12 protein-coding genes are annotated in these 20,774 nt (G+C 66.5%); 4 read left to right on the top strand and 8 right to left on the bottom strand.

Annotated elements, in window-relative coordinates; translation table 11 throughout:
• Positions 1 to 2: 2 nt before the first annotated feature.
• Together AU193_RS20705 and msrB are read left to right on the top strand one after the other, a co-directional pair.
• Positions 3 to 9,863: a nuclear transport factor 2 family protein gene (locus tag AU193_RS20705; protein WP_082683082.1), complete on the top strand. Its 9,861-nt coding sequence runs from the start codon at positions 3 to 5 to the stop codon at positions 9,861 to 9,863.
• On the top strand, positions 9,860 to 10,273 hold the full coding sequence (gene msrB, locus AU193_RS20700; RefSeq protein WP_064424239.1) for a peptide-methionine (R)-S-oxide reductase MsrB: 414 nt from the start codon (positions 9,860 to 9,862) through the stop codon (positions 10,271 to 10,273). Before AU193_RS20705 ends, msrB begins: the two co-directional genes overlap by 4 nt.
• A gap of 83 nt (positions 10,274 to 10,356) precedes the next feature.
• On the opposite strand, the gene AU193_RS20695 is transcribed toward msrB, so the two are convergent.
• Genes AU193_RS20695 through hemE form a run of 4 tightly spaced genes read right to left on the bottom strand, consistent with a single transcriptional unit; the run spans position 10,357 to position 13,812 of the window.
• A complete protein-coding gene (locus AU193_RS20695) occupies positions 10,357 to 10,668 on the bottom strand; it encodes a hypothetical protein (RefSeq protein WP_156425312.1) in 312 nt (103 codons plus the stop codon).
• Between the two features lie 27 nt (positions 10,669 to 10,695).
• On the bottom strand, positions 10,696 to 11,391 hold the full coding sequence (hemQ, locus tag AU193_RS20690) for a hydrogen peroxide-dependent heme synthase (RefSeq protein WP_064424238.1): 696 nt from the start codon (positions 11,389 to 11,391) through the stop codon (positions 10,696 to 10,698).
• A gap of 4 nt (positions 11,392 to 11,395) precedes the next feature.
• Positions 11,396 to 12,751 carry a protoporphyrinogen oxidase gene (locus tag AU193_RS20685; RefSeq protein WP_064424237.1) on the bottom strand — a complete coding sequence of 452 codons (1,356 nt, stop codon included), beginning with the start codon at positions 12,749 to 12,751 and terminating at the stop codon, positions 11,396 to 11,398.
• The gene (gene hemE, locus AU193_RS20680; RefSeq protein WP_064424236.1) at positions 12,748 to 13,812 is read right to left on the bottom strand and encodes a uroporphyrinogen decarboxylase; all 1,065 of its coding nucleotides are present in this window, start codon (positions 13,810 to 13,812) and stop codon (positions 12,748 to 12,750) included. Before hemE ends, AU193_RS20685 begins: the two co-directional genes overlap by 4 nt.
• 120 nt (positions 13,813 to 13,932) lie before the next feature.
• On the opposite strand from hemE, the gene AU193_RS20675 reads away from it, so the two are divergent.
• Complete coding sequence (locus tag AU193_RS20675) at positions 13,933 to 14,523, top strand: DUF3000 domain-containing protein (protein ID WP_064424235.1); 591 nt, start codon at positions 13,933 to 13,935, stop codon at positions 14,521 to 14,523.
• 2 nt (positions 14,524 to 14,525) lie between these two features.
• A complete protein-coding gene (locus tag AU193_RS20670; protein WP_064424234.1) occupies positions 14,526 to 15,824 on the top strand; it encodes a ribonuclease D in 1,299 nt (432 codons plus the stop codon).
• Here the strand turns inward: AU193_RS20670 and AU193_RS20665 are convergent.
• The 4 genes from AU193_RS20665 to AU193_RS20650 form a co-directional block, all read right to left on the bottom strand.
• Positions 15,821 to 16,735 (bottom strand): alpha/beta fold hydrolase, encoded by a 915-nt coding sequence (locus AU193_RS20665; protein WP_064424233.1) that lies wholly within the window; start codon positions 16,733 to 16,735, stop codon positions 15,821 to 15,823. The genes AU193_RS20670 and AU193_RS20665 overlap by 4 nt on opposite strands.
• Positions 16,736 to 16,889: 154 nt before the next feature.
• Positions 16,890 to 18,803: a 1-deoxy-D-xylulose-5-phosphate synthase gene (dxs, locus tag AU193_RS20660; protein WP_064424232.1), complete on the bottom strand. Its 1,914-nt coding sequence runs from the start codon at positions 18,801 to 18,803 to the stop codon at positions 16,890 to 16,892.
• Between the two features lie 28 nt (positions 18,804 to 18,831).
• Complete coding sequence (nhaA, locus tag AU193_RS20655; protein ID WP_064424279.1) at positions 18,832 to 20,160, bottom strand: Na+/H+ antiporter NhaA; 1,329 nt, start codon at positions 20,158 to 20,160, stop codon at positions 18,832 to 18,834.
• Positions 20,161 to 20,289: 129 nt separating this feature from the next.
• Entirely contained in the window at positions 20,290 to 20,769 is a 480-nt protein-coding gene (locus tag AU193_RS20650; protein WP_064424231.1) for an MSMEG_6728 family protein, read from the bottom strand.
• Positions 20,770 to 20,774 lie beyond the last annotated feature (5 nt).

Here is a 20,774-nt window from a genome sequence, read left to right as displayed (position 1 = left end):
CCATGGCTGAGATCCGCCGTACCTGCGCCTCCTGCGGGACGGCGAACGAGGAGGACGCGCGATTCTGCGAGGGCTGCGGCGGATCACTCGCACGGGTCTGCACAACGTGCGGATTGGAGGCGAAGCCGACCGCGCGATTCTGCCGCGGCTGCGGAACACCGCTCGTAGATCAGGTCGTGCCGGTGCCGGAACCGCCGACCGCAGGACCGGCGCGCAAAACGGTGACGGTGATGTTCGCCGATCTGGCCGGGTCGACCACCTTCGAAGAACGGGTCGATGCCGAGACGGCCCGTGAGGTCATCGGCAAATACCACGACCTGCTGCGGTCGACTGCACAGCGGCACCGCGCGGGCGTCACCAAGTACATAGGCGACGGTTTCATGGCCGTCTGGGGTGTTCCCGAAATCGGTCCCGAGGATGCGTTACGCGCCGTCGACGCCGCGGTCGAATTGCAGGACCGGTTCGTCGGCTTGGCCGCCCGGGTCGCCGAGACGCACCGCACCGAGTTGGCGCTGCGTGTCGCCGTAAACACCGGCGAGGTCGTTGTCGGCGCGGGTGACGCCGACCTGGTGGGCGACGCGCTCAACGTTGGCGCTCGCCTCGAAGCCGAGTGTCCGCGAGGGCGCGTGGTGGTCGGTGAGGAGACCTGGCGAGCGACACGCGGGCGATACGGTTACGAATCGCTTGGGCAGGTGCAGGTGAAGGGCCGCCACGCGCCGGTTGCGGTATATCAGTGGCTCGGGCGGCATTCGGATGTCGCCGACGCCGCGCCGTTCGTAGGTCGGTCGCAAGAAGTGCGGCGGCTTCAGGGCGTCCTCGACGACGCGGTCGCGGTGCGCGCGGCCCGGCTGGTGACCGTCATCGGCGACCCCGGAGTCGGAAAGAGCCGCCTGGCTATCGAATTCCTGGGCGCCCAAACAAATGCGTGCGTTGTTGAGGTTCGATGCGCCGTCGAGGGGTCGGTTGCGCTGGCGCCGATCGTCGAGATGTTGCGCGCGCGCGATCTGGAATCCGACATTCCGCTGGGAGTGTCGGAGCGCGATCGTCTGCTGCGCGACCTCCACGGTTTGGCCACCGGGGTACCCGGCTCGGTCGAGGAGAATTTCTGGGCGCTGCGCAGATTCGTGGAGGTGCTGGCGTGGAGCGGTCCGGTTGTGTTCGCACTCGACGACATTCAGTGGGCCGACAGCTTGCTGCTGGACTTCATCGAGCATGTGGTCGAATGGGTCAAGAACGTGCCGGTGCTCGTGCTGGCGTTGGCACGGCCCGAGCTGCGTGAGATTCGGCCCGACCTCGCCACCGCCAGCCGCTGGGTCGCCGACACGGTCCACCTCGACGGCCTCGACGCCGGGGCGACGGCAGAGCTTGCCGCCAAGGTGTTGGGCGCCACCGAGCTGCCAGCCGAGCTGCTGCATCGCCTCCCCGCGTCCACCGGCGGCAATCCCCTGTTCGTCCGGGAGTTTGTCGGGATGCTCGCCCACGACGGCGTTCTCGTGGAGCACGCGAACGGCTGGCGACTGACCATCGATGTCGAGGCCATCACCATTCCACCGACGATTCATGCCCTGCTCGCGTCGCGACTGGAACGGCTGGACACGGGTGACCGACGCATACTCGAGATCGCCTCGGTGATCGGCACCGACTTCTCGGTCGGTACGGTCCGAGCGCTCGCCGGCGGTCATGCGGACGCTATCAAGCTGTCGCTCAATCGACTTCGGCGTCTCGAACTCGCGCAACCCACGGGGACGTACGTCGGCGACGAGGCCGTCTGGCGATTCCATCACGTGCTCATCCGCGATGTCGCCTACCGGCGGCTGCTGAAGTCGGAACGCGCAGAACTGCACGAGCGCCTCGCCGACTGGGTCGAATCGGGCGGCGCCAGTGTGGCGTTCGAGGCTGACGAGATGATCGCCCGCCATTTGGAGGCCGCACACACGTATCGAAGCGAACTGGGCACGCTTGACGAGCACACGAACGATCTTGCTCTGCGTGCCGCCAGCCATTACTCGGCATCCGCGCGACGCGCATTGGACCGCGACGAGCTGGTCTCCGCCGGCACCCAGGCCGCGCGAGGCGCGGCGCTCGCCGGCGCCGCCGAGTCCACACACGCCGAGCTTCTGTTGACGGGTTGCGAGGCGCTTCTTTCCGCAGGCGACGTCACCGCCGCCGCCGCCCTCGTCGAGGATCTCGAGCGCATCGCCGATGATGCGTTGGCGCCTTGGGCGACGTGCTATCGGTGCCAGTTCGGCGTGTACACCGACCCGGACCGGTTGTTGGAATACGACGCGCTCCTCCAAGGCGCCATCGACGAGTTCGCCGGTCGCGCGGACTCCGCGGGACTCGCCAAGGCGCACCGCGTCCGAGCGAGCGCGCGGCTGCGTTTGGGACGGGTCGGCGACGGCGAAGTCGACCTGTTCGAGGCGCTGATCGCGGCTCGACAGAGTAGAGACCACCGACAGATCACCGCGGCATTGGGGGCGGCCCCCGGCGCGGCGCTGTGGGGGCCGAGCCCGGTACCCAAAGCCGGCGGCCGGTGCCTCGACGTGGTTCGGATGCAGCGAATGACGACGGCTGCACCCTCCCTCGAAGCGACGTCGTTGCGCCATCTGGCTGTGCTGGAACTGCTGCGCGGCCGACCGGACAAAGCGCGCAAGATGCTCGGCGAAGCTCGCCAGATCGTCGCCGACCTCGGGCTGCGGCATGGACTCATGGAAACGGAGTTGTTCGCCGGGATCATCGAGTCGATGAGTGGCGACCCCGTCGCAGCCGAACCGCATTTCCGGACGGCACTGGAAGGCCTCGACGCGTTGGGCGTCGGCGCCGACGCGGGCCTGGCCGCCGCCCTGTTGGCGAGATCCGTTCTCGCGCAGGGCCGCATCGACGAAGCCGACCGTTACGCATCCGAAAGCGAGCGCCTCGCCGGCCATAACCTGAAGACGGCGATCGCGTGGCGCGCGGTGCGAGCCGAGATTCTCGCAGCGCAAGGGCGCCACAATGAGGCCCCTGCAATGGCCCGGGATGCGGTGGCGGTCGCCAGTGGAACCGACATCGTGCTCGACCACGCTGAAGCGTGCCTGGCACTGAGCCGTGTACTGGATCAGGCGGGAGACATCGAGGGCGCCAGGGCAGCCCGAGCCGAAGCCCGAGCGCTGTATGCGGCGAAGGAGGCGTCGATCCCGGTCGGACTCGTCGACGAACCCCTTGTCACGCCAATGGAGGGACCCGCCCGGACAGCACTCGGTAACGCAGAGGAACGAGCGCCCGCGACGGCCAGCCGGCTCGCGGTCGACAATGACTCGTGCCGACTGCTGCCCATGTTCATCCGGGCAACCAAGGAACACGACGTCGAGGGCGCCCTCGCTTGGTTCTCGGAGCGGTTCGTGTATGACGACCGCCGGCGGCTGAGCGGTGACCCCGTCATCGGTATCGACGCGATGCGCACAGCGATCGAGCGTGTTTTCGAGCAGTACACCCACTTCGAGGTCCGCGTACTCGCTGTACGCGGCCGCCATTTGCATCTCCTATGGAGCCGCTGGGCCGATGACGACGGAAATGCCGCCACGACGCTGTACGTCAATGAAACCGGTGACGACGGGCGCATCCTCTATCACATCCGCTTCGACGAGGACGACTTCGAAGGCGCATATCTCGAACTCGAACGACGGTACTACGCCGCCGAAGGCGCGGCCTTCGCCGAGGCGGGGGCAGCGACAGCCGAATTCGCGACCGCGATCAATCGAAAAGATTTCGATCGAGCATTCGGACTCATCGCTTCCGACTTCCCAATAAAGAACCGCTCCCACGCACCACTCACGGAGCTTTCTTCGACCGAGTTTCGCGCCATCCTCGAGGAACTTGGCAGGATGGTCGATTCTTCTCGCTTGTGGATCGCAGCTGTGCAGTGGCTCTCCCCCAACTGTTTCATTGCCGGAATCGTGCGAGAAGCGGTCGGACGAGACGACGAGCGATACGAGTGGCTGAGGATCGATATTGGCGAACTTCATGACGGCCGCTTCACATCGATCTACCAATTTGAACCTGACGATGAGTCTGCGGCTTTCGCTTATGCCGAGGAGCGAGTGCGAGCAGCCAGCAGTCGACTTGCCGTGGAAAACCCGGCATCCCGGTCATTGCCGCCATTCGTCGGAGCGCTGCGGTCACATGATGTCGACGGCGTCGTCTCGAGCTATGCGGACGAGTTCGTTTATGACGATAGGCGACGACTCAGCGGCGCGCCGATCGTCGGACGCGACGCAATGCGCGCCGCGGTCACCCGAATCTGCGATCAATACACGGAATTCGACGTTCGCGTGTTGGCTGTTCGCGGTGAACGGCTTTTCATGGCCCAGAGCCGCTGGACCGATGAATCTGACAACATGACCGAGTACTTCCACGTCACCGAGGTGAACGACGCCGGCCAGACGGTCTACGACGGCCGCTTCGACGTAGACGACTTCGAGGGCGCGTATCGAGAGCTCGAGCGCCGCTACTACATTGGAGAAGGCGCGGCTTACGCGGAGGCGGGGGCGGTGACGACGGAGTGGATCACCGCCCTCAACCGTCGCGATTACAACCGGCTGATCGATGAGCTGACGTCTTCGTCCTATCGTCTCGAGAACCGGTCGAGCTCGGTTTTCGGCCACCGCACCGCAACGGATGTCAGGAGCTCGTTCGAAGACTTCGACGCCGCGGTCGCTTCAGCCCGCTCTTGGGAGGCCGCCGTGTGCTGGCTGTCGTCGAGAGTGGCGGTCTTCCGCTTCGAGCGGGAAGCGGTTGGCCGCAACGGTGAACCCTATTCGTGGACTTGGCTCGATGTCTGCGAGATCCGCGACGACCGGGTCGCCTCCGCGTGTCGCTTCGACCTCGACGACGAAGATGCGGCGTTCGCATATGCCGAGGAACGAATACGTGTCACCACCAGCCGACTCGCAGTAACAAATCGGGCCAGTGAGCAAGTCGATGACGCTTGGCGCAAAGGGACGGCCGGTCATGTCGATAGCGCGATGGCATGGTACTCGGATCGGTTTGTTTACGACGATCGTCGAAGGCTGAGCGGCAACCCGATCGAGGGTCCTAGTGAATTACGCGCCGCCTCAGCGCGAATCAACGAGCAGTACCCCCACTCCGATTGGCGAACTTTGGCGGTCCGCGGTGACCGACTGGAATTGCGTTGGAGTCGTTGGTGGGATGACGCGGGGAACGAAACGGTCGGTCTACACCTTCACGAGATCGACGCTGACGGGCGGGTTGTCTTTCACGGGCGGTTCGACGAAGACGACTTTGAAGGCGCTTACCGAGAACTGGAACGCCGTTACTACGCTGGTGAAGGTGCGGCGTTCGCAGACGCCGGTGCTGCGTCGGCGGAATATTCGACCGCGCTGGACCACGGTGGCTTCGACCGGGTATTCGGTGAGCTCTTCGCCGCCGACATGCGGGTTGAGAACAGGTCGAGTTCGCCGTTCCCGAACCGTTCTCTCGAAGACCTACGCGCCAGCTACGAAGATCTGCATTCGAGGGTCTTGTCGTCACGAACGTGGTTCTCAGTGGTTCGCTGGCTGTCGCCTTCCTGGGCTATCGTGCGGTTCGAACGAGAGGCGATCGGCCGGGACAACGAAACCTACTCGTGGACCTGGCTTCACGTCACCGAGTGGCGCGCGGGTCGCGTCTCCTTGATCTGCCGCTTCGACCTCGACGACGAAGATGCGGCGTTCGCGTACGCCGAAGAGCGGGTTCGTGCAGCCAGCAGCCGACTGGCAGTCAAGAACAGAGCTACTGACGTCGTTGAAGCCGGCTGGCAAGCAATGCGGAGTCACGACGTCGAGGGCCTTGTGGCCACCTACGCCGATGCCTTCGTCTACGTCGATCGACGGCGTTTGAGCGGCGACCCCATCGTCGGACGTGACGCGATACGTGCAGCGATCCAGCGGGTTCTCGATCAGTACAGCCGATTCGAGGTCCACGTGCTGGCGGTGCGGGGAGACCGACTGGCGATGGTGCGCAGTCGCTGGTGGGATGAGGCGGGTAACGAGACGACACAGCTTCATGTTTCCGAAATCGGTGACGATGATTTGTGTGTCTACGACTGCCGCTTCGACGGAGACGACTTCGAAGGAGCCTATCGAGAGCTGGAGGACCGCTACTACGCCGGAGAAGGTGCGGCATTCGCCGAAGTGGGCACCATCGGAACGGAGATGAATCTCGCGTGGAATCGCGGAGATTTCGACCGCGTCTTCGGCGAATTCTTGACAGCCGACTTCCGGCTCGAAACACGAACGCAGTCGGTTTTCGGCGACCGTTCGGCAGCCGAGCTTCGGTCCACCTACGAAGAACTCTGGGGCATGGTCGCCTCCGCGCGGATCTGGAACTCGGCGGAGTGCTGGTTATCGCCAGCGGTCGGCGTCGGCCGAAACGAACGCGAAGCGATCGGTCATGACGGTGAGGAGTACACGTGGACGAGACTCTACGTCTTCACTTTTCGCGACAACCGCTTTGCATCGATGTGCGAGTTCGCAGTAGACGATGAAGACGCCGCATTTGCGTACGCCGAGGAGCGGGTTCGGGCGACCACGAGTCGGCTGGCGCTGACGAACCGTGCGTGTGAGGTAGGGCAACGAGTCCGACGGGCAAGCGAGAACGGCGACCTCGACACCGTCGTCGCCTGTTACGCCGACCACTTCGTCTATGACGACCATCGCCGGTCGAGCGGCGACCCTGTTGAAGACCGCGTTGAGCTCAGAGCCGCTGTGCAGCGGATGTTCGGACAGTACAACCACTTCGAAGCGAGCACATTGGCTGTCCGCGGTGAACGCCTTGAACTCGCACATACCCGGTGGTCCGACGACGCCGGAAACGAGACGGCTCATCTCGTAATCATTGGTATCGACGCAGACGGGCGCATCACCTCCCATGCTGTATACGACGAAGACGATTTCGTCATGGCGTACCGCGAGCTCGAGACCCGCTACTTTGCGGGCGAGGGCGCCGCGTTCGCCGAGGCGGGGGCCGTAACCATCGAGTACGCGACGGCCCTCAACACCCGCGATCTGGACCGCCTCTTCGGCGAGCTCAGTGTCGACGATCTGCACGTCCAGAACCACTCACGATCGATCTTCCCTGATCGCTCGGGCACGGAGCTACGTGCCACCGTCGAAGACCTCGATGCATTGGTTACGTCGGTGCGGCAATGGCATTCGGCAACGCATTGGCTCTCAGCGAATGTATGCGTCGGGTGTCACGAGCGCGAGGCGATCGGACACGACGGTGAGCGCTACTCGTGGACGCGTTTGATGGTCTTCGAAGTCCACGACGGGCGAATGGCGTCGATGTGCATTTTCGAACCCGACGACGAGGACGCTGCATTCGCGTACGCCGAGGAGCTAGTGCGAACAGCGAACAGCAGGCTCACAGTGAGCAATCTGGCGACCCGAACCGTCGAAAACCTCTGGCGGCTGTTGCAATCGAGGAACACCGATGCCGCTGCACAGCTCGCCGCCGAGTCATTTGCCTACGGCGATCATCGCCGCCTACACGGAAACCCGGTCGGAGATACGCGCACTGCACTCGCACGCATCCTCGAGGATTACACATCCTTTGAGACACGCACGCTCGCGGTACGCGGCGAGCGACTCCACCTCGGCTGGACCCGGTGGTCGAACGACGACGGTTTCGAGGTTCGCTACCTGACCGTTCACGAGGTCGATGACGCCGGACGGATTCTGTATCACGGTCGCTTCGACGAAGACGACTTTGAGGGCGCCTACCGGGAGCTCACCCGCCGCTATTGCCAGGGTGAAGGCGCAGCTGTCGCCCAGTCAGTGACACTCGCCGCCGAGTGGGTAATTGCGCTGAACGCCGGTGATTTCGACCGAGCGTTCGGAGAACTCACCTCCCGCGACTTCCGTGTCGAAAATCGTTCTAGCACAGCGTTTCCGAACCGCTCCGCGACCGAACTCCGAGCGAGCCTCAAGGAATTGAGGTCGATGATGGCCTCGGTTCGACAATGGGACGTCGCCGAGTGTTGGCTGTCGTCAAACTGCGTCGTCGCTCGAAATGAAAGGCAAGCCGTCGGCAAGGACGGCGAGCTATATACCTGGTCCAGCATCGACGTCTGTGAGATCCGCGATGGGCGCGCCGCGCTTGACTGTCGATTCGATGTCAACGACGAGGACGGGGCATTCGCCTACGCGGAGGAGATGGTGCGCGCCGCCGCGAGCCGGCTACCGGTCGAGAACCTTGCCAGCCGAACGCGCTACGCGTTGGGAGAGGCATTGCGCGCGGGCGACGCCGAGTGCGCCGCACGTCTATTCACTGAGGACTACATCTACGACGATCAATGGGCGATCGGAGGCGATCCGCCCGACAGCGTCCGCGCGGCATGCGAGCGAATCCTTCAGCAATACACGAACTTTGAGGGAAATACCTTGGCGGTGCGCGGCGACTCACTGCAGCTTTCGCGCACTCGTTGGTCCAACGATGCCGGCTACGAAACTCGCTATCTGCATGTTCTCGAAGTCGACGGCGACGGGCGCATCGTTTACTACGGTCGCTTCGGCGAGGACGAATTCGAAGGCGCCTACCGCGAACTTGAGCGACGGTATTACGCTGGCGAGGGCTCGGCATTCGCCGGTGCGGGTCGCGTGACAACAGAATTCGCGATCACAGTTAGCCAGGGCGACCTCGATCGCTTGTTCAGCGAACTCATCACGCCCGACTTCCACGTCGAGAACCGATCGCGCTCCGCCCTCACTGATCGTTCAGCAGCAGAGTTTCGGAAGGGTGTCGAGCAGCTGATGACGATGGTCGAGTCGGCGCGGACGTGGAATTCGGCGGTTCGCTGGCTGTCCCCCACCTGTGCCGTCGGCCGAAATGAGCGCGATGCCATCGGACGAGACGGTGAGCGCTATGCATGGAGCGACCTCGAAGTCTTCGTGATCCGCGATGGGCGGATTGCGGCCGCTTGCATGTTCGAGGTCGAAGACGAGGAGGCGGCCTTCGCCTACGCAGAGGAGGTGGTTCGTGCGACAGCCAGTCGGCTGGACGAGACGAATCGCGCCGCCAGGACCTCAGACCGCCTCTGGCGGGCACTGCAAGCGCGGGAGATCGACGCCGCTGTCACACTTTTCGCGGACCCGTTTTTCTACGATGATCACCGGCGCCTGAGCGGAAATTCCCTCGGGGAGCCACGTGCCGCGCTTGAGCGACTCCTCGAGGATTACTCGTCATTCGAGTGCCGCACCCTGGCGGTGCGCGGCGAATCTTTGAATCTCGGCCTGTTGCATTGGTCGAATGAGGAGGGTTTCGAGGTCCGCTATCTGATGGTTCACGAGGTCGACGACGTCGGTCGTATCGTGTATCACGGCCGCTTCGATGAGGACGATTTCGAGGGCGCCTACCTTGAACTCACGCGCCGGTACTGCGCCGGCGAAGGAGCCGCGGTCGCTGAGGGCGCAGCCCACATCGCCGAGTACCTGATGGCCATCAACCGACGCGAATGGGACACCGTCTTCGGAGAGATGTCCCACCCGGATATGCACGCCGTCAGCCGCGCGCGATCCGGCTTCCCCGACCGCTCGGTCGCCGATCTGCGTGCCAGCTACGAGGATCTCTGCGCACTGGTTGCCTCGATGCGTTCATGGCATTCGGCGGAGTACTGGATTTCACCGACGGTCGCGGTGAGTCGCCACGAGCGTGACGCCACGGGACACGACGGCGAGCGATACGAGTGGACCCGCATCATTGTGGGCGAGATCCGCGACGGGCTTACTACGCATCTGTGCGAATTCGATGTGGATGACGAGGTCGTCGCCTTTGCGTATGCAGAGGAGCTGGCTCGTCGTGCCGGCACTAGTAGCGTGGAGACATGACCACACCGGCTCCCAAACTGCAGCTGACCGATGACGAGTGGCGCCAGAAGCTGACCCCCGAGGAGTTCCACGTCCTGCGCGAGGCAGGCACCGAGCGTCCCTTCACCGGCGAGTACACTGACACGAAGACCGAGGGCATCTACGAGTGCCGCGCCTGCGGGGCCGAACTGTTCCGGAGCAGCGAGAAGTTCGAATCCCATTGCGGCTGGCCGTCGTTCTTCGATCCGGCCGACTCCGACGCGGTGATCCTGCGGCCCGACGACTCGCTCGGGATGCACCGCGTCGAGGTGCTCTGCGCCAACTGCCACAGCCACCTCGGCCACGTGTTCGAGGGCGAGGGCTACCCCACTCCGACCGACCAGCGCTACTGCATCAACTCGATCTCGCTGCGGCTGAAGCCAACCTCCTGACGCGAAATTGCATTCCAGCAGGGCTTCACTCGAAAAAGTTCTGCTGGAATGCCATTTCGGCGCGCAGACCGCAGGCGCAAGAGCTACGCCGGGTAGACAGCGAACTCGGCGCGGTCTTCGGTGTCGGCAACGCACTGGAAGAGCAGCGGCGCCGTCATCGCGTTACCCGAGTAACAGGTGAACGGGCCGATGACCTGGTACTTGTCGCCGTTCAGGTCGTATTGCACCGCGTAGTCCGATGCGGTGATGCAGTCGATGTCGCCGGCCGTGATGTCGATGACCTGACCGAACCGCGGCGCACACTTCTCGCTGTCCGGGGCCTGCGCGAAACCCGTCGGCGCCGCCGCGAGCGCCCCGATCGACATCGCCGCGCCAAGCAGCACCTTCGTCCTCATCGGACCATGATGACCGAGCGGGGCCGGTTACGGGAGGCGATCGATCAACTGCTCCGCGCTGATCCGCGGTCCGGTGAAGAACGGCGTCTCCTCGCGGACATGACGACGCGCATCGGTGGCGCGCAGATCCCGCATCAGGTCGACGATGCGGTACAGTTCCGGCGCCTCGAAAGCCAGAATCCACTCGTAGTCGCCCAGCGCGAACGCCGGGACCGTGTTGGCCCGGACGTCCTTGTAGCCGCGCGCCGCCATACCGTGTTCGGAGAGCATGCGGCGGCGCTCCTCGTCGGGCAGCAGATACCAGTCCAGCGACCGGACGAACGGGTACACGCAGATGTAGTTGCCGGGCTCCTCGCCCGCCAGGAACGCCGGGATGTGGCTCTTGTTGAACTCCGCCGGGCGATGCAGCGCGACATTGCTCCACACCGGATTGCTGGCCCGACCCAGGGCGGTGGTGCGACGGAAGTCGGCGTAGGTGGCCTGCAGGGCCTCGACGTGGTCGGCGTGCGTCCAGATCATGAAATCGGCGTCGGCGCGCATGCCCGCGATGTCGTAGAGGCCCCGCACCACGACGCCGCGCTCCTCCTGCTGCTTGAGGAACGTCGCGGTCTCGTCCACGACCGCTGCCCGCTCCTCACCCAGCTCCCCCGGCCGCACGGCGAATACCGAGAACATCAGGTACCGGATGGCGGAGTTGAGCGCGTCGAAGTCGAGTTTGGCCATAGCCCTATCGTGCCACGCGTGTCGTGACCAGCGACGCCACCGCCCTGGTCGCCGCCGACACGCACGCCGGCACCCCGATCCCGTCGAGGAATCCGCCCGCGACCGCGAGCGTCGGCGGCAAGCCCGCCCGCAATTCGGCGACCAGCTCGCCGTGGCCCGGGCCGTATTGCGGCATCGCGTCGATCCACCGCTGCACGTGGTAGTCGACCGGCTCGGTCCTGACACCGAACAGCGTGGCGAGGTCCTCGGCCGCCCAGGTGAGCAGCTCCTCGTCGCCCACGCTGCGGGCCAGATTGTCGCCGAACCGGCCGAACGACAACCGGACCAACTCGACGCTGCCGCGCGGCCCCCACTTGCGCGACGTCAGCGTGACCGCTTTCGACCGCAGGCGTTCTCCGCCGGCCACCAGCACACCGGACTGCTGCGGTAACGGCGTACCGCCCGGCAACGCCAGCGCCACCAGCGCGGTCGACGCCACCGGGATGCGTCGAGCCGCGGCGGCGCTTCGGGGAGCCACCTGCGCGACGAGCCGCGCCAAGCGAGGCGCCGGCACGGCGAGAACCACCGCGTCGGCGTGGTGGCGGGCGCCCTCGTCGTCGACCAGGTCCCAGCCCCGCGCGTCGCGGTGCACTGCTTCGACCGTGACCTGCCGCCACTGCACCCCGGCGTGGCGCACGAGCTCGTCGATCAGCACCCGGTAGCCGCCGTCGACCGCGCCGAAGACCGACCCGGTGAGCGGTGGCTGCACGGCTTCGCGGACGGCGTCGGTGAGGCTACGGGCGCCGCGGTCCAGGACCACAGCCAGCGTCGGAACCGCCGAACGAACACCGATCGTCGCCGCATTACCCGCATAGACGCCGGCGAGCAGGGGCTCGACCGAGCGGGTGACCACCTGCTCACCGAACCGGCCCCCGACCAGCTCGGCCACGGACGGGTCGGCACCGGGACGCCAGGAGAACGGCCGATTGCGTTCACCGTGCATCCAGGCGATCGTCGCGTCGTCCACCAGCCCGGCCAGCACCGACGGCTGCGCCGGTATCCCCTGCAGCGTGCCTGGCGGCAGCGGATGCAACCTGGCCTGGCTGTAGATCAGCGGGCGGGCGCCGGTCGTGCCGATTTGACGGTTCGCCAGGCCCAGCTCGGCCAGCAACGCGGGAACCTCGGGTCGTCGCGCGACGAACGCCTCCGCGCCGACATCCATCGGTTGGCCGCCGACCCGCTCGGTGCGCAGCACGCCGCCCAACCGGTCGGCGGGATCGAACACCGTGATCGACGCGTCCGGACCCGCCGCGACACGCAACCGATACGCGGCGACGAGACCCGAAATGCCCCCGCCGACAACGCAATACGACACGCTCACAGCGAATGCACCAACGCCACCACTTCGGTGATGATCTCCGGATCGGTCGCGGGAAGCACGCCATGCCCGAGGTTCAACACATGGCCGGCGGCTCCGGCGTCGACCGCCCGCCTGCCGTCGTCGACGACCGCACGCGCCGCGCGTTCGGCCACCGGCCTACCCGCCAGCAACACCACCGGGTCCAGGTTGCCCTGCAACGCCGTCCCCGGGACCACCCGGGCGGCGGCGTCGGACAATGACGTGCGCCAGTCGACCCCCACGACGGCCGGGGCACCGTGCCCGGACGCCGCCTGCGACATGGCGCCCAGCAGTTCGGCGGTACCAACGCCAAAGTGCGTCATCGGCACACCGGCAGCGGCCAGCGTGGCGAACACCCGCGTGCTGTGGGGCAGCACGAAGCTGCGGTAATCGGCCAGCGACAGCGTTCCGGCCCACGAGTCGAACACCTGGATCGCGTCGACGCCCGCGTCCACCTGGACCTGCAGGAACGCGATCGTCACATCGGTCAGCGCGGTCATCAGCGCGTGCCACGTGTCGGGTTCTGAAAGCATCATCGCCTTGGTGCGCTCGTGGTTGCGGCTCGGTCCGCCCTCGACGAGGTAGGAGGCCAGCGTGAACGGCGCGCCCGCGAACCCGATCAACGGCACGTCATCGAGTTCGGACACCAGCATTCCGACGGCATCGGCCACCGGGGCGACCTGCTCGCGTTCCAGGGGTTTCATGGCGGCGACGTCGGCGGCGGTGCGGATCGGGTTCTCGATCACCGGACCGACATCGGGCACGATGTCCAGGTCGATACCCGAGGCCCGCAACGGCACCACGATGTCGGAGAACAGGATCGCGGCGTCCACGCCGTGCCTGCGGACCGGTTGCAGCGTGATCTCGGTGATCAGCTCGGCGTCGAAGCAGGCCTGCATCATCGTGTTCTTGGCCCGCAACGCGCGGTACTCCGGCAGCGAGCGGCCCGCCTGCCGCATGAACCACACCGGCACACGACCGGGTTTTCGGCCGCTGGCGGCGGCCAGATATGGCGAGTCGGGCAGCTCACGGCGCGTGTTCATCGCTCTCAATGCTGCCATGGGTGCGGGGCGGCTCCTGCCGTGCCTCGACTTGACTGGTTGCCCGACAAGATCGGCGCGCCACGCGCACAGACCTGCCCTGATGGGCTAGCGTCAAGCGTCGTGACCACCGCCGAACCGGCTCAGTTCCGCGAAGCGGTGGCGGCGATGAATGCCACCACCGTCCGACCGGAGATCGAGCTCGGCCCGATCCGCCCGCCCCAGCGGCTGGCGCCGTTCAGCTATGCGCTGGGGGCCGAGGTCCGCCATCCCGAGACGGCGATCGTGCCGACAGCGCCGGAGGGCTCGGAAGGCGAAGCATTCGGCCGCCTCATTCTGCTGCACGATCCCGACGGCGCCGACGCCTGGGACGGCACCATGCGGCTCGTCGCCTACATCCAGGCCGACCTGGACTCCAGTGAGGCCGTCGACCCGCTGCTCCCGGAGGTCGCGTGGAGTTGGCTCGTCGACGCCCTTGCGGAGCGGGCCGAGCACGTCACCGCTCTGGGCGGCACGGTCACCGCCACCACATCGGTGCGCTACGGCGACATCTCTGGCCCGCCTCGCGCCCATCAGCTGGAACTGCGTGCCTCATGGACCGCGACGACGCTGGAGCTGGGCCCGCACGTCGAGGCGTTCTGTGAGGTGCTCGAGCACGCTGCCGGCCTGCCGCCTCAGGGCGTCACCGACCTCGGCTCCCGCACCCGCGCCTGACGATGCCCGATAGCGACGAGGCCATCTCCGAGGCGGCCACGGCTGAAGAGGCCGAGCCCGAGGCGACGCCGTTGCTTGTGCCACGCGACGGCGTTCCCGCGTTGTCGGCCAGCGTCAGTGAGATCCGAAAGGCCGCCGACCTCTTGGCGTCCGGCCACGGGCCGTTCGCAGTCGACGCTGAACGGGCGTCGGGATTCCGCTACTCCAACCGCGCCTACCTCGTGCAGATCCGACGTGCCGGCGCCGGCACCGTTCTGATCGACCCGGTGAGTCACGGCGCCGATCCCCTCGAAGCACTGGCACCGGTCGCCGAGGTGCTGGCCACCGACGAGTGGGTATTGCACGCCGCCGATCAGGATCTGCCATGTCTGGCCGAGCTCGGCATCCGGCCGGTCAGCGTGTACGACACCGAGTTGGCGGGCCGCCTTGCCGGATACGACAAGGTCAACCTCGCCGCGATGGTGCAGCGGCTGCTCGGCCTGCAGCTGATGAAGGGGCACGGCGCAGCCGACTGGTCAAAGCGGCCCTTGCCCGACGAATGGCTCAACTACGCCGCGCTCGACGTGGAGGTGCTCATCGAACTGCGTGACGCGATCGCCGCGGAACTCGAGGAGCAGGGCAAAACCGATTGGGCTGCACAGGAATTCGAACACTTGAGGAAATTCGAGGCGGCACCGACCCGGAGGGACCGCTGGCGACGCACGTCGGGAATCCACAAGATTCGCGACGCGCGTGCGTTGGCCGCCGTGCGTGAACTCTGGACCACCCGCGATCACATCGCCCAGCGCCGCGACATCGCGCCGGGCCGGATTCTGCCGGACTCGGCCATCATCAACGCCGCCACCAACGACCCCGACACCGTCGAGAAGCTGACCGCGCTTCCGATCTTCGGCGGTAACCGGCAGCGCCGCAGCGCCAAGGTGTGGCTGGATGCGCTCGCGCGGGCACGCACCACCAAGGACCTGCCCACATCGCAGGAGACGTCGAACGGCCCCCCGCCCGCGTCCCGGTGGGCCAGGCGCAAACCCGAAGCCGCCGCCCGGCTGGATGCGGTGCGCGCCGCGCTCACCGAACTCTCGCAACGGGTTTCGGTGCCGACCGAGAACCTCCTCTCCCCCGATACCGTGCGTCGGTTGTGCTGGGATTGGCAGCCCGTCGACGACAGGGCGACCGTCATCGAGGAGTTCCTGCGCGACGTGGGCGCGCGGCCGTGGCAGCGCGGGCTGACGGTGCCATTGCTGGCCGAGGCGTTGGGAGCAGCCGACGCGCAGCTCGCCGATCCGCGGCCGGCCGGGAGCTAGGTGGTCACCTTCTCGATGTGAGCCAGGAAGTGCCGCAGCACTTCTCGCGGAGCCTCGAGTTGCGGCCAATGGCCGATGTCGTCGGCGAGCATCACGACGTCGGCGTCGGGGATAACTTCGGCGTACCGACGCGCCATGTGTGCGCCGGAGTTCGGGTCGACGGGCCCGTCGATCAGCCGCATCGGCACTGACGTTCGGCGCATTGCGCGCACCCATCGGTTGCGGTGGGTGTAGCGGTCGCCCAGGAATCGACCGACCTTGTGCAGCACGCGCTTGCCGTCGTTGTACTCCAGGATTTGGTGGAACCGCTCCATCAGCTCGCGTGACGGCTTTGTGTTCGGGCCGAACATCTCGTCGAGCGTCCGCTCGAGCATCTTGCGCGATAGCGAACTGCGCCCCTGCAGGGGACTCATCAAGTCGCCCAGCGGGGTTCCCGACATCAGCTTCTGCATCGTGCGTGGCGTATAGGCCTCGTTGAACAGTCCACCGTTGAGCCAGGTGATCGACTGGTACTGCACCGCGCCGTACGACTGCTCGCGGAATTCGCTGCGGGCCAGGAGTTCCTGGCCGACCGAGTCCCCGAGATCGTGCGCCAAGACGTGACACCGTTCGATGTTCAGATGCTCGAGCAGTGCCTCGTGGACGTCGGCGTGGTCGTGCACCGAGTAGCGATAGGCGGTCGGCTTCGCCGAGAAGCCCATTCCGATCATGTCCGGCGCGATGACGGTGAACCGTTCAGTGAGTGTCGGCCAGATCAGCGACCAGTCCCACGAGTTGAACGGGTAACCGTGAATGGTCAGCAGCGTCGGAGCCTCACCCGACGGCAGGCCGTCGATCCGGTAGAAGATCTCGAAGCCCAGGTAGTCGAAATAGCGGCCAGCGGCCTTCCAGCGCTCCAACTCGACGTCCATCGCCGCAGCCTACGCGAGCAGAATGCACACGATGACAACCGGTTTCATGCAGTCCGCCTGCTGGCCCCGCCGCGACTGTGCGGTTTCATACCGTCCGACCGGCGCGTCGCGGATGAAACCGCACAGTCGGCGAGATGGAGCGAACTGGGGACCGCTAGTCGAGCCGCTGGCCGACTTCGGCCTCGCTCACCGCGGCGCCCTGAGCCGCGACCCACCCGGTGATCTGGCGGGCCACGGTGCGGTCGGTCAGGCCGACCTCGGCGAGCACCTCGCCGCGGGACGCCTGCGCGAAGAACTCCTGCGGCAGGCCGACGTCGCGGCAGGGCACGTCGATCTCGGCGCGGCGCAGCGCCGCCGACACCGCCGAGCCGACTCCGCCGTTGACGCCGTTGTCCTCGAGCGTGACGACGAGTTTGTGTTCGCGGGCCAGCGCGACGATGGCCTCGGGCACCGGCAGCACCCAGCGCGGGTCCACGACCGTCACACCGATGCCCTGGTTGCGCAGTAACTCCGCGACCGCCAACGCCATCGACGCGAACGGTCCCACCGCCACCAACAGCACGTCGTCGCCGAGTCCATCGGCGGGCACGGCGAGCACGTCGACGCCGTCACGCCGTTCGACAGCCGAAATGTCCTCGCCCACATCGCCTTTCGGGAACCGGATCGCGGTCGGGCCGTCGTTGACGTCGAGCGCCTCGCCGAGCTCCTCACGCAGCCGAGCGCCGTCGCGGGGTGCGGCCACCCGCATACCGGGCACGATGCCCAGCATCGACAGGTCCCACATGCCGTTGTGGCTGGCGCCGTCGGGGCCGGTGATCCCCGAGCGGTCCAACACCATCGTCACCGGCAGCTTGTGCAGGGCCACGTCCATCATGACCTGGTCGAACGCGCGGTTCAGGAAGGTCGAGTAGATCGCGACGACGGGATGTAGGCCGCCCATCGCCAGCCCGGCCGCCGACGTCACCGCGTGCTGTTCGGCGATGCCCACGTCGAAGAACCGGTCCGGGAAGCGCTGGCGGAACGCACTCAGCCCGGTGGGACCGGGCATCGCCGCGGTGATCGCCACCACGTCGCGCCGCCGGGCCGCATAACCGATCAGCGCCTCGGAGAACGTCGACGTCCAACCGGGGCCGGGCACCGACGTCGCCAATCCGGTCTCGGGGTCGATGATCCCGCAGGCGTGCATCTGGTCGGCCTCGTCGTTCTCCGCCGGCGCATAACCCATGCCCTTGCGGGTGACGACGTGCACGATCACGGGCATGTTGAAGCCGCGCGCCCGGCGCAGCGCGACCTCGACGGCATGCTCGTCATGGCCGTCGATGGGGCCGACATATTTCAGGCCCAGGTCGGTGAACATCACCTGGGGCGCCAACGCGTCCTTGATGCCGGCCTTGATCGAGTGCATGCTCTGGTAACACACCTCGCCGATGACCGGAACGCCGCGCACCACCTTGCGACCCTCCTCGAGCACACGCTCGTAGCCGGGCTGCAGTCGCAGACCCGCCAGGTGTTCGGCGAACCCGCCGATCGTCGGCGCGTAGCTGCGGCCGTTGTCGTTGACGACGATCACCACCGGGCGCCGCGCAGCGGCGATGTTGTTGAGCGCCTCCCAGCACATCCCGCCGGTCAGGGCGCCGTCGCCGACCACGGCCACCACGTGACGATTGCGGTGCCCGGACAGCTCGAACGCCTTGGCCAGCCCGTCGGCGTAGGACAGCGCCGAACTGGCGTGGCTCGACTCCACCCAGTCGTGCTCGCTCTCCTCGCGCGACGGGTAGCCCGACAGGCCACCCTTCTTGCGCAGGGTTTCGAAGTCGTGGCTGCGACCCGTCAGCATCTTGTGCACATAGGACTGATGCCCGGTGTCGAAGATGATCGGATCGTGTGGTGAATCGAACACCCGATGTAGCGCGAGCGTGAGCTCGACAACGCCGAGATTCGGGCCGAGATGCCCGCCGGTGGCAGCCACCTTGTGGATCAGGAATTCGCGGATCTCACGTGCTAGATCGCTTAATTGCGACTGCGTAAGGTGCTGCAGATCTGCGGGCCCGCGGATCTGTTCAAGCATTCGTTCAGTTTACGCACGGCCGTCGTAGTCAGTCCTGTCGAGCTTGGTAGATGTCGGGCACGCCGTCGTGGTCGGAATCGGCGGTTTCCTGTTCGTGAATCGCCCGATATTGCCTGTTCCGCAGCCTCAACAGGACCGCGGCCAGGGCGGCGGAAGTCAGCGATCCCGTCAGCACACCGATCTTCACGAATTCGTCACGTTCGGAGCCGGTGCCGTACGCGAGGTCGCCGATCAGCAGCGACACGGTGAACCCGATGCCGGCAAGCAGGGCGATGCCGAGCACATCGATCCACCGGATCGCGGGGTCCAGATCGGCTCGCGTGACCGACGCCAGGACCCGCGTGGTCACGAAGATGCCCACCGGTTTGCCGACCACCAGACCCAGCACGATGCCGAGCGTGATGGGGTCGGTCATCGCCTCGGTGAACCCGCGATAGCCGCCGATGTTCACCCCCGCGGCGAAGAAGGCGAACATCGGAACGGCAACGCCCGCCGACAGCGGGCGCAGCCGGTGTTCGAAATGTTCGGCCAGGCCCGGTCCCGCCTCTGGCCCACCTGCCGCCTGCGAACGCACGACCGGCACCGTGAACCCGAGCAGCACACCGGCCACGGTGGCGTGGATGCCCGATTCGTGCATCAACGCCCACGTGGCCGCCGCGAGCGGAACCAGCAGCCACCACGACCGGATGCGGCGCTGCACGCACAGCGCGAACAGCGCCAGCGGCACCAGGGCCGCCAACAGCGCGACCCAGTTGATGCCTTCGGTGTAGAAGACGGCGATCACCAACACCGCGAGAAGGTCGTCGACGACGGCAAGGGTCAACAGGAACGTGCGCAGGGCCGAGGGCAGATGCGTGGAGATGACCGCGAGCACCGCCACGGCGAACGCGATGTCGGTTGCGGTCGGGATCGCCCAGCCCCGTAGGGCGCCGTCGCCGACGTGAGCGGTGATCGCGACGAAGACCAGGGCCGGCACCACCATGCCGCCGACGGCGGCGGCGATCGGCAGGGCCGCGCGGGCGGGGTCACGCAGGTCGCCGGCGACGAACTCGCGTTTGAGCTCCAACCCGACCACGAAGAAAAACAGCGCCAGCAACCCGTCGGCCGCCCAGGTGCTGACCATCAGGTCCAGGTGCAGGCCGAACGGTTCGCCGCCGACCCTCAGATCGCGCAGGGCGAAGTAGCTTTCCGACCACGGCGAGTTCGCCCAGGCGAGCGCGACGGCCGCCGCCACAAGCAGGACCGCGCCCCCGACGGTCTCCTTGCGCAGGATCGAGGACACACGACTCGTCTCGGACCACGACCCGCGCGAAAACAGCGTCCGCTGTGCGAATCGGCGGAGTGGGTCGGCGGCCACGGTGAGTCCCGATCTGTAGGGGTCGACAAACACTCGCCGACCAGACTTCCCGGCACACCCTGTCGCTCAACGTATCAACGCGATGCGCGCACCGCAGCGGCGGCTTGCGCGGGACTTCAGCCGCTGACGTCAGATCGCGATACGGCGCGGACGGTCAGAGCCCGGCCACACGTACTCCAGGTCGTCGGGGACGTCGGGAAAGAACTGACGGTAATGCTGCGGGTCCTTACGGACCAGCACCGACTGATGGCTGCGGTGGAACGCCGGATCGCCCAGCCACGGCGGCACCTCCCCCGCGGCCGCCAACTCGTCTTGCGTGCGCGGGGTGCCGATGCCGGTCGTGCGGGTCAGGTCGGCGACCATGGTGGTCGCGCATGTGTCGGCGTGGCCCAGCCGGCACCATGCGGCGCAGATGTCGAGCCCGTACCGGACCAGGGCTTCCTCGTAGCCGGCCCACATCGCCGCCGCCGGGTGATGACGCCAGCCGTACCCGGGCACGGTCAGCGCGCGAACCACCTGAATGGCCTCGACCCGCTGTTTGCCGAGCCGCTTGAGGTCCAGGACGCGGGCGGTGTCGTCGAAACCGGGGCAGGGCAGGAACGTCTGCATCCTGC

The organism is Mycobacterium sp. GA-1285 (assembly GCF_001499905.1).
GTDB lineage: Bacteria > Actinomycetota > Actinomycetes > Mycobacteriales > Mycobacteriaceae > Mycobacterium.
The sequence above is the reverse complement of the archived record's forward strand: the minus strand, read 5'-3'. Positions and strand labels throughout refer to the sequence as shown.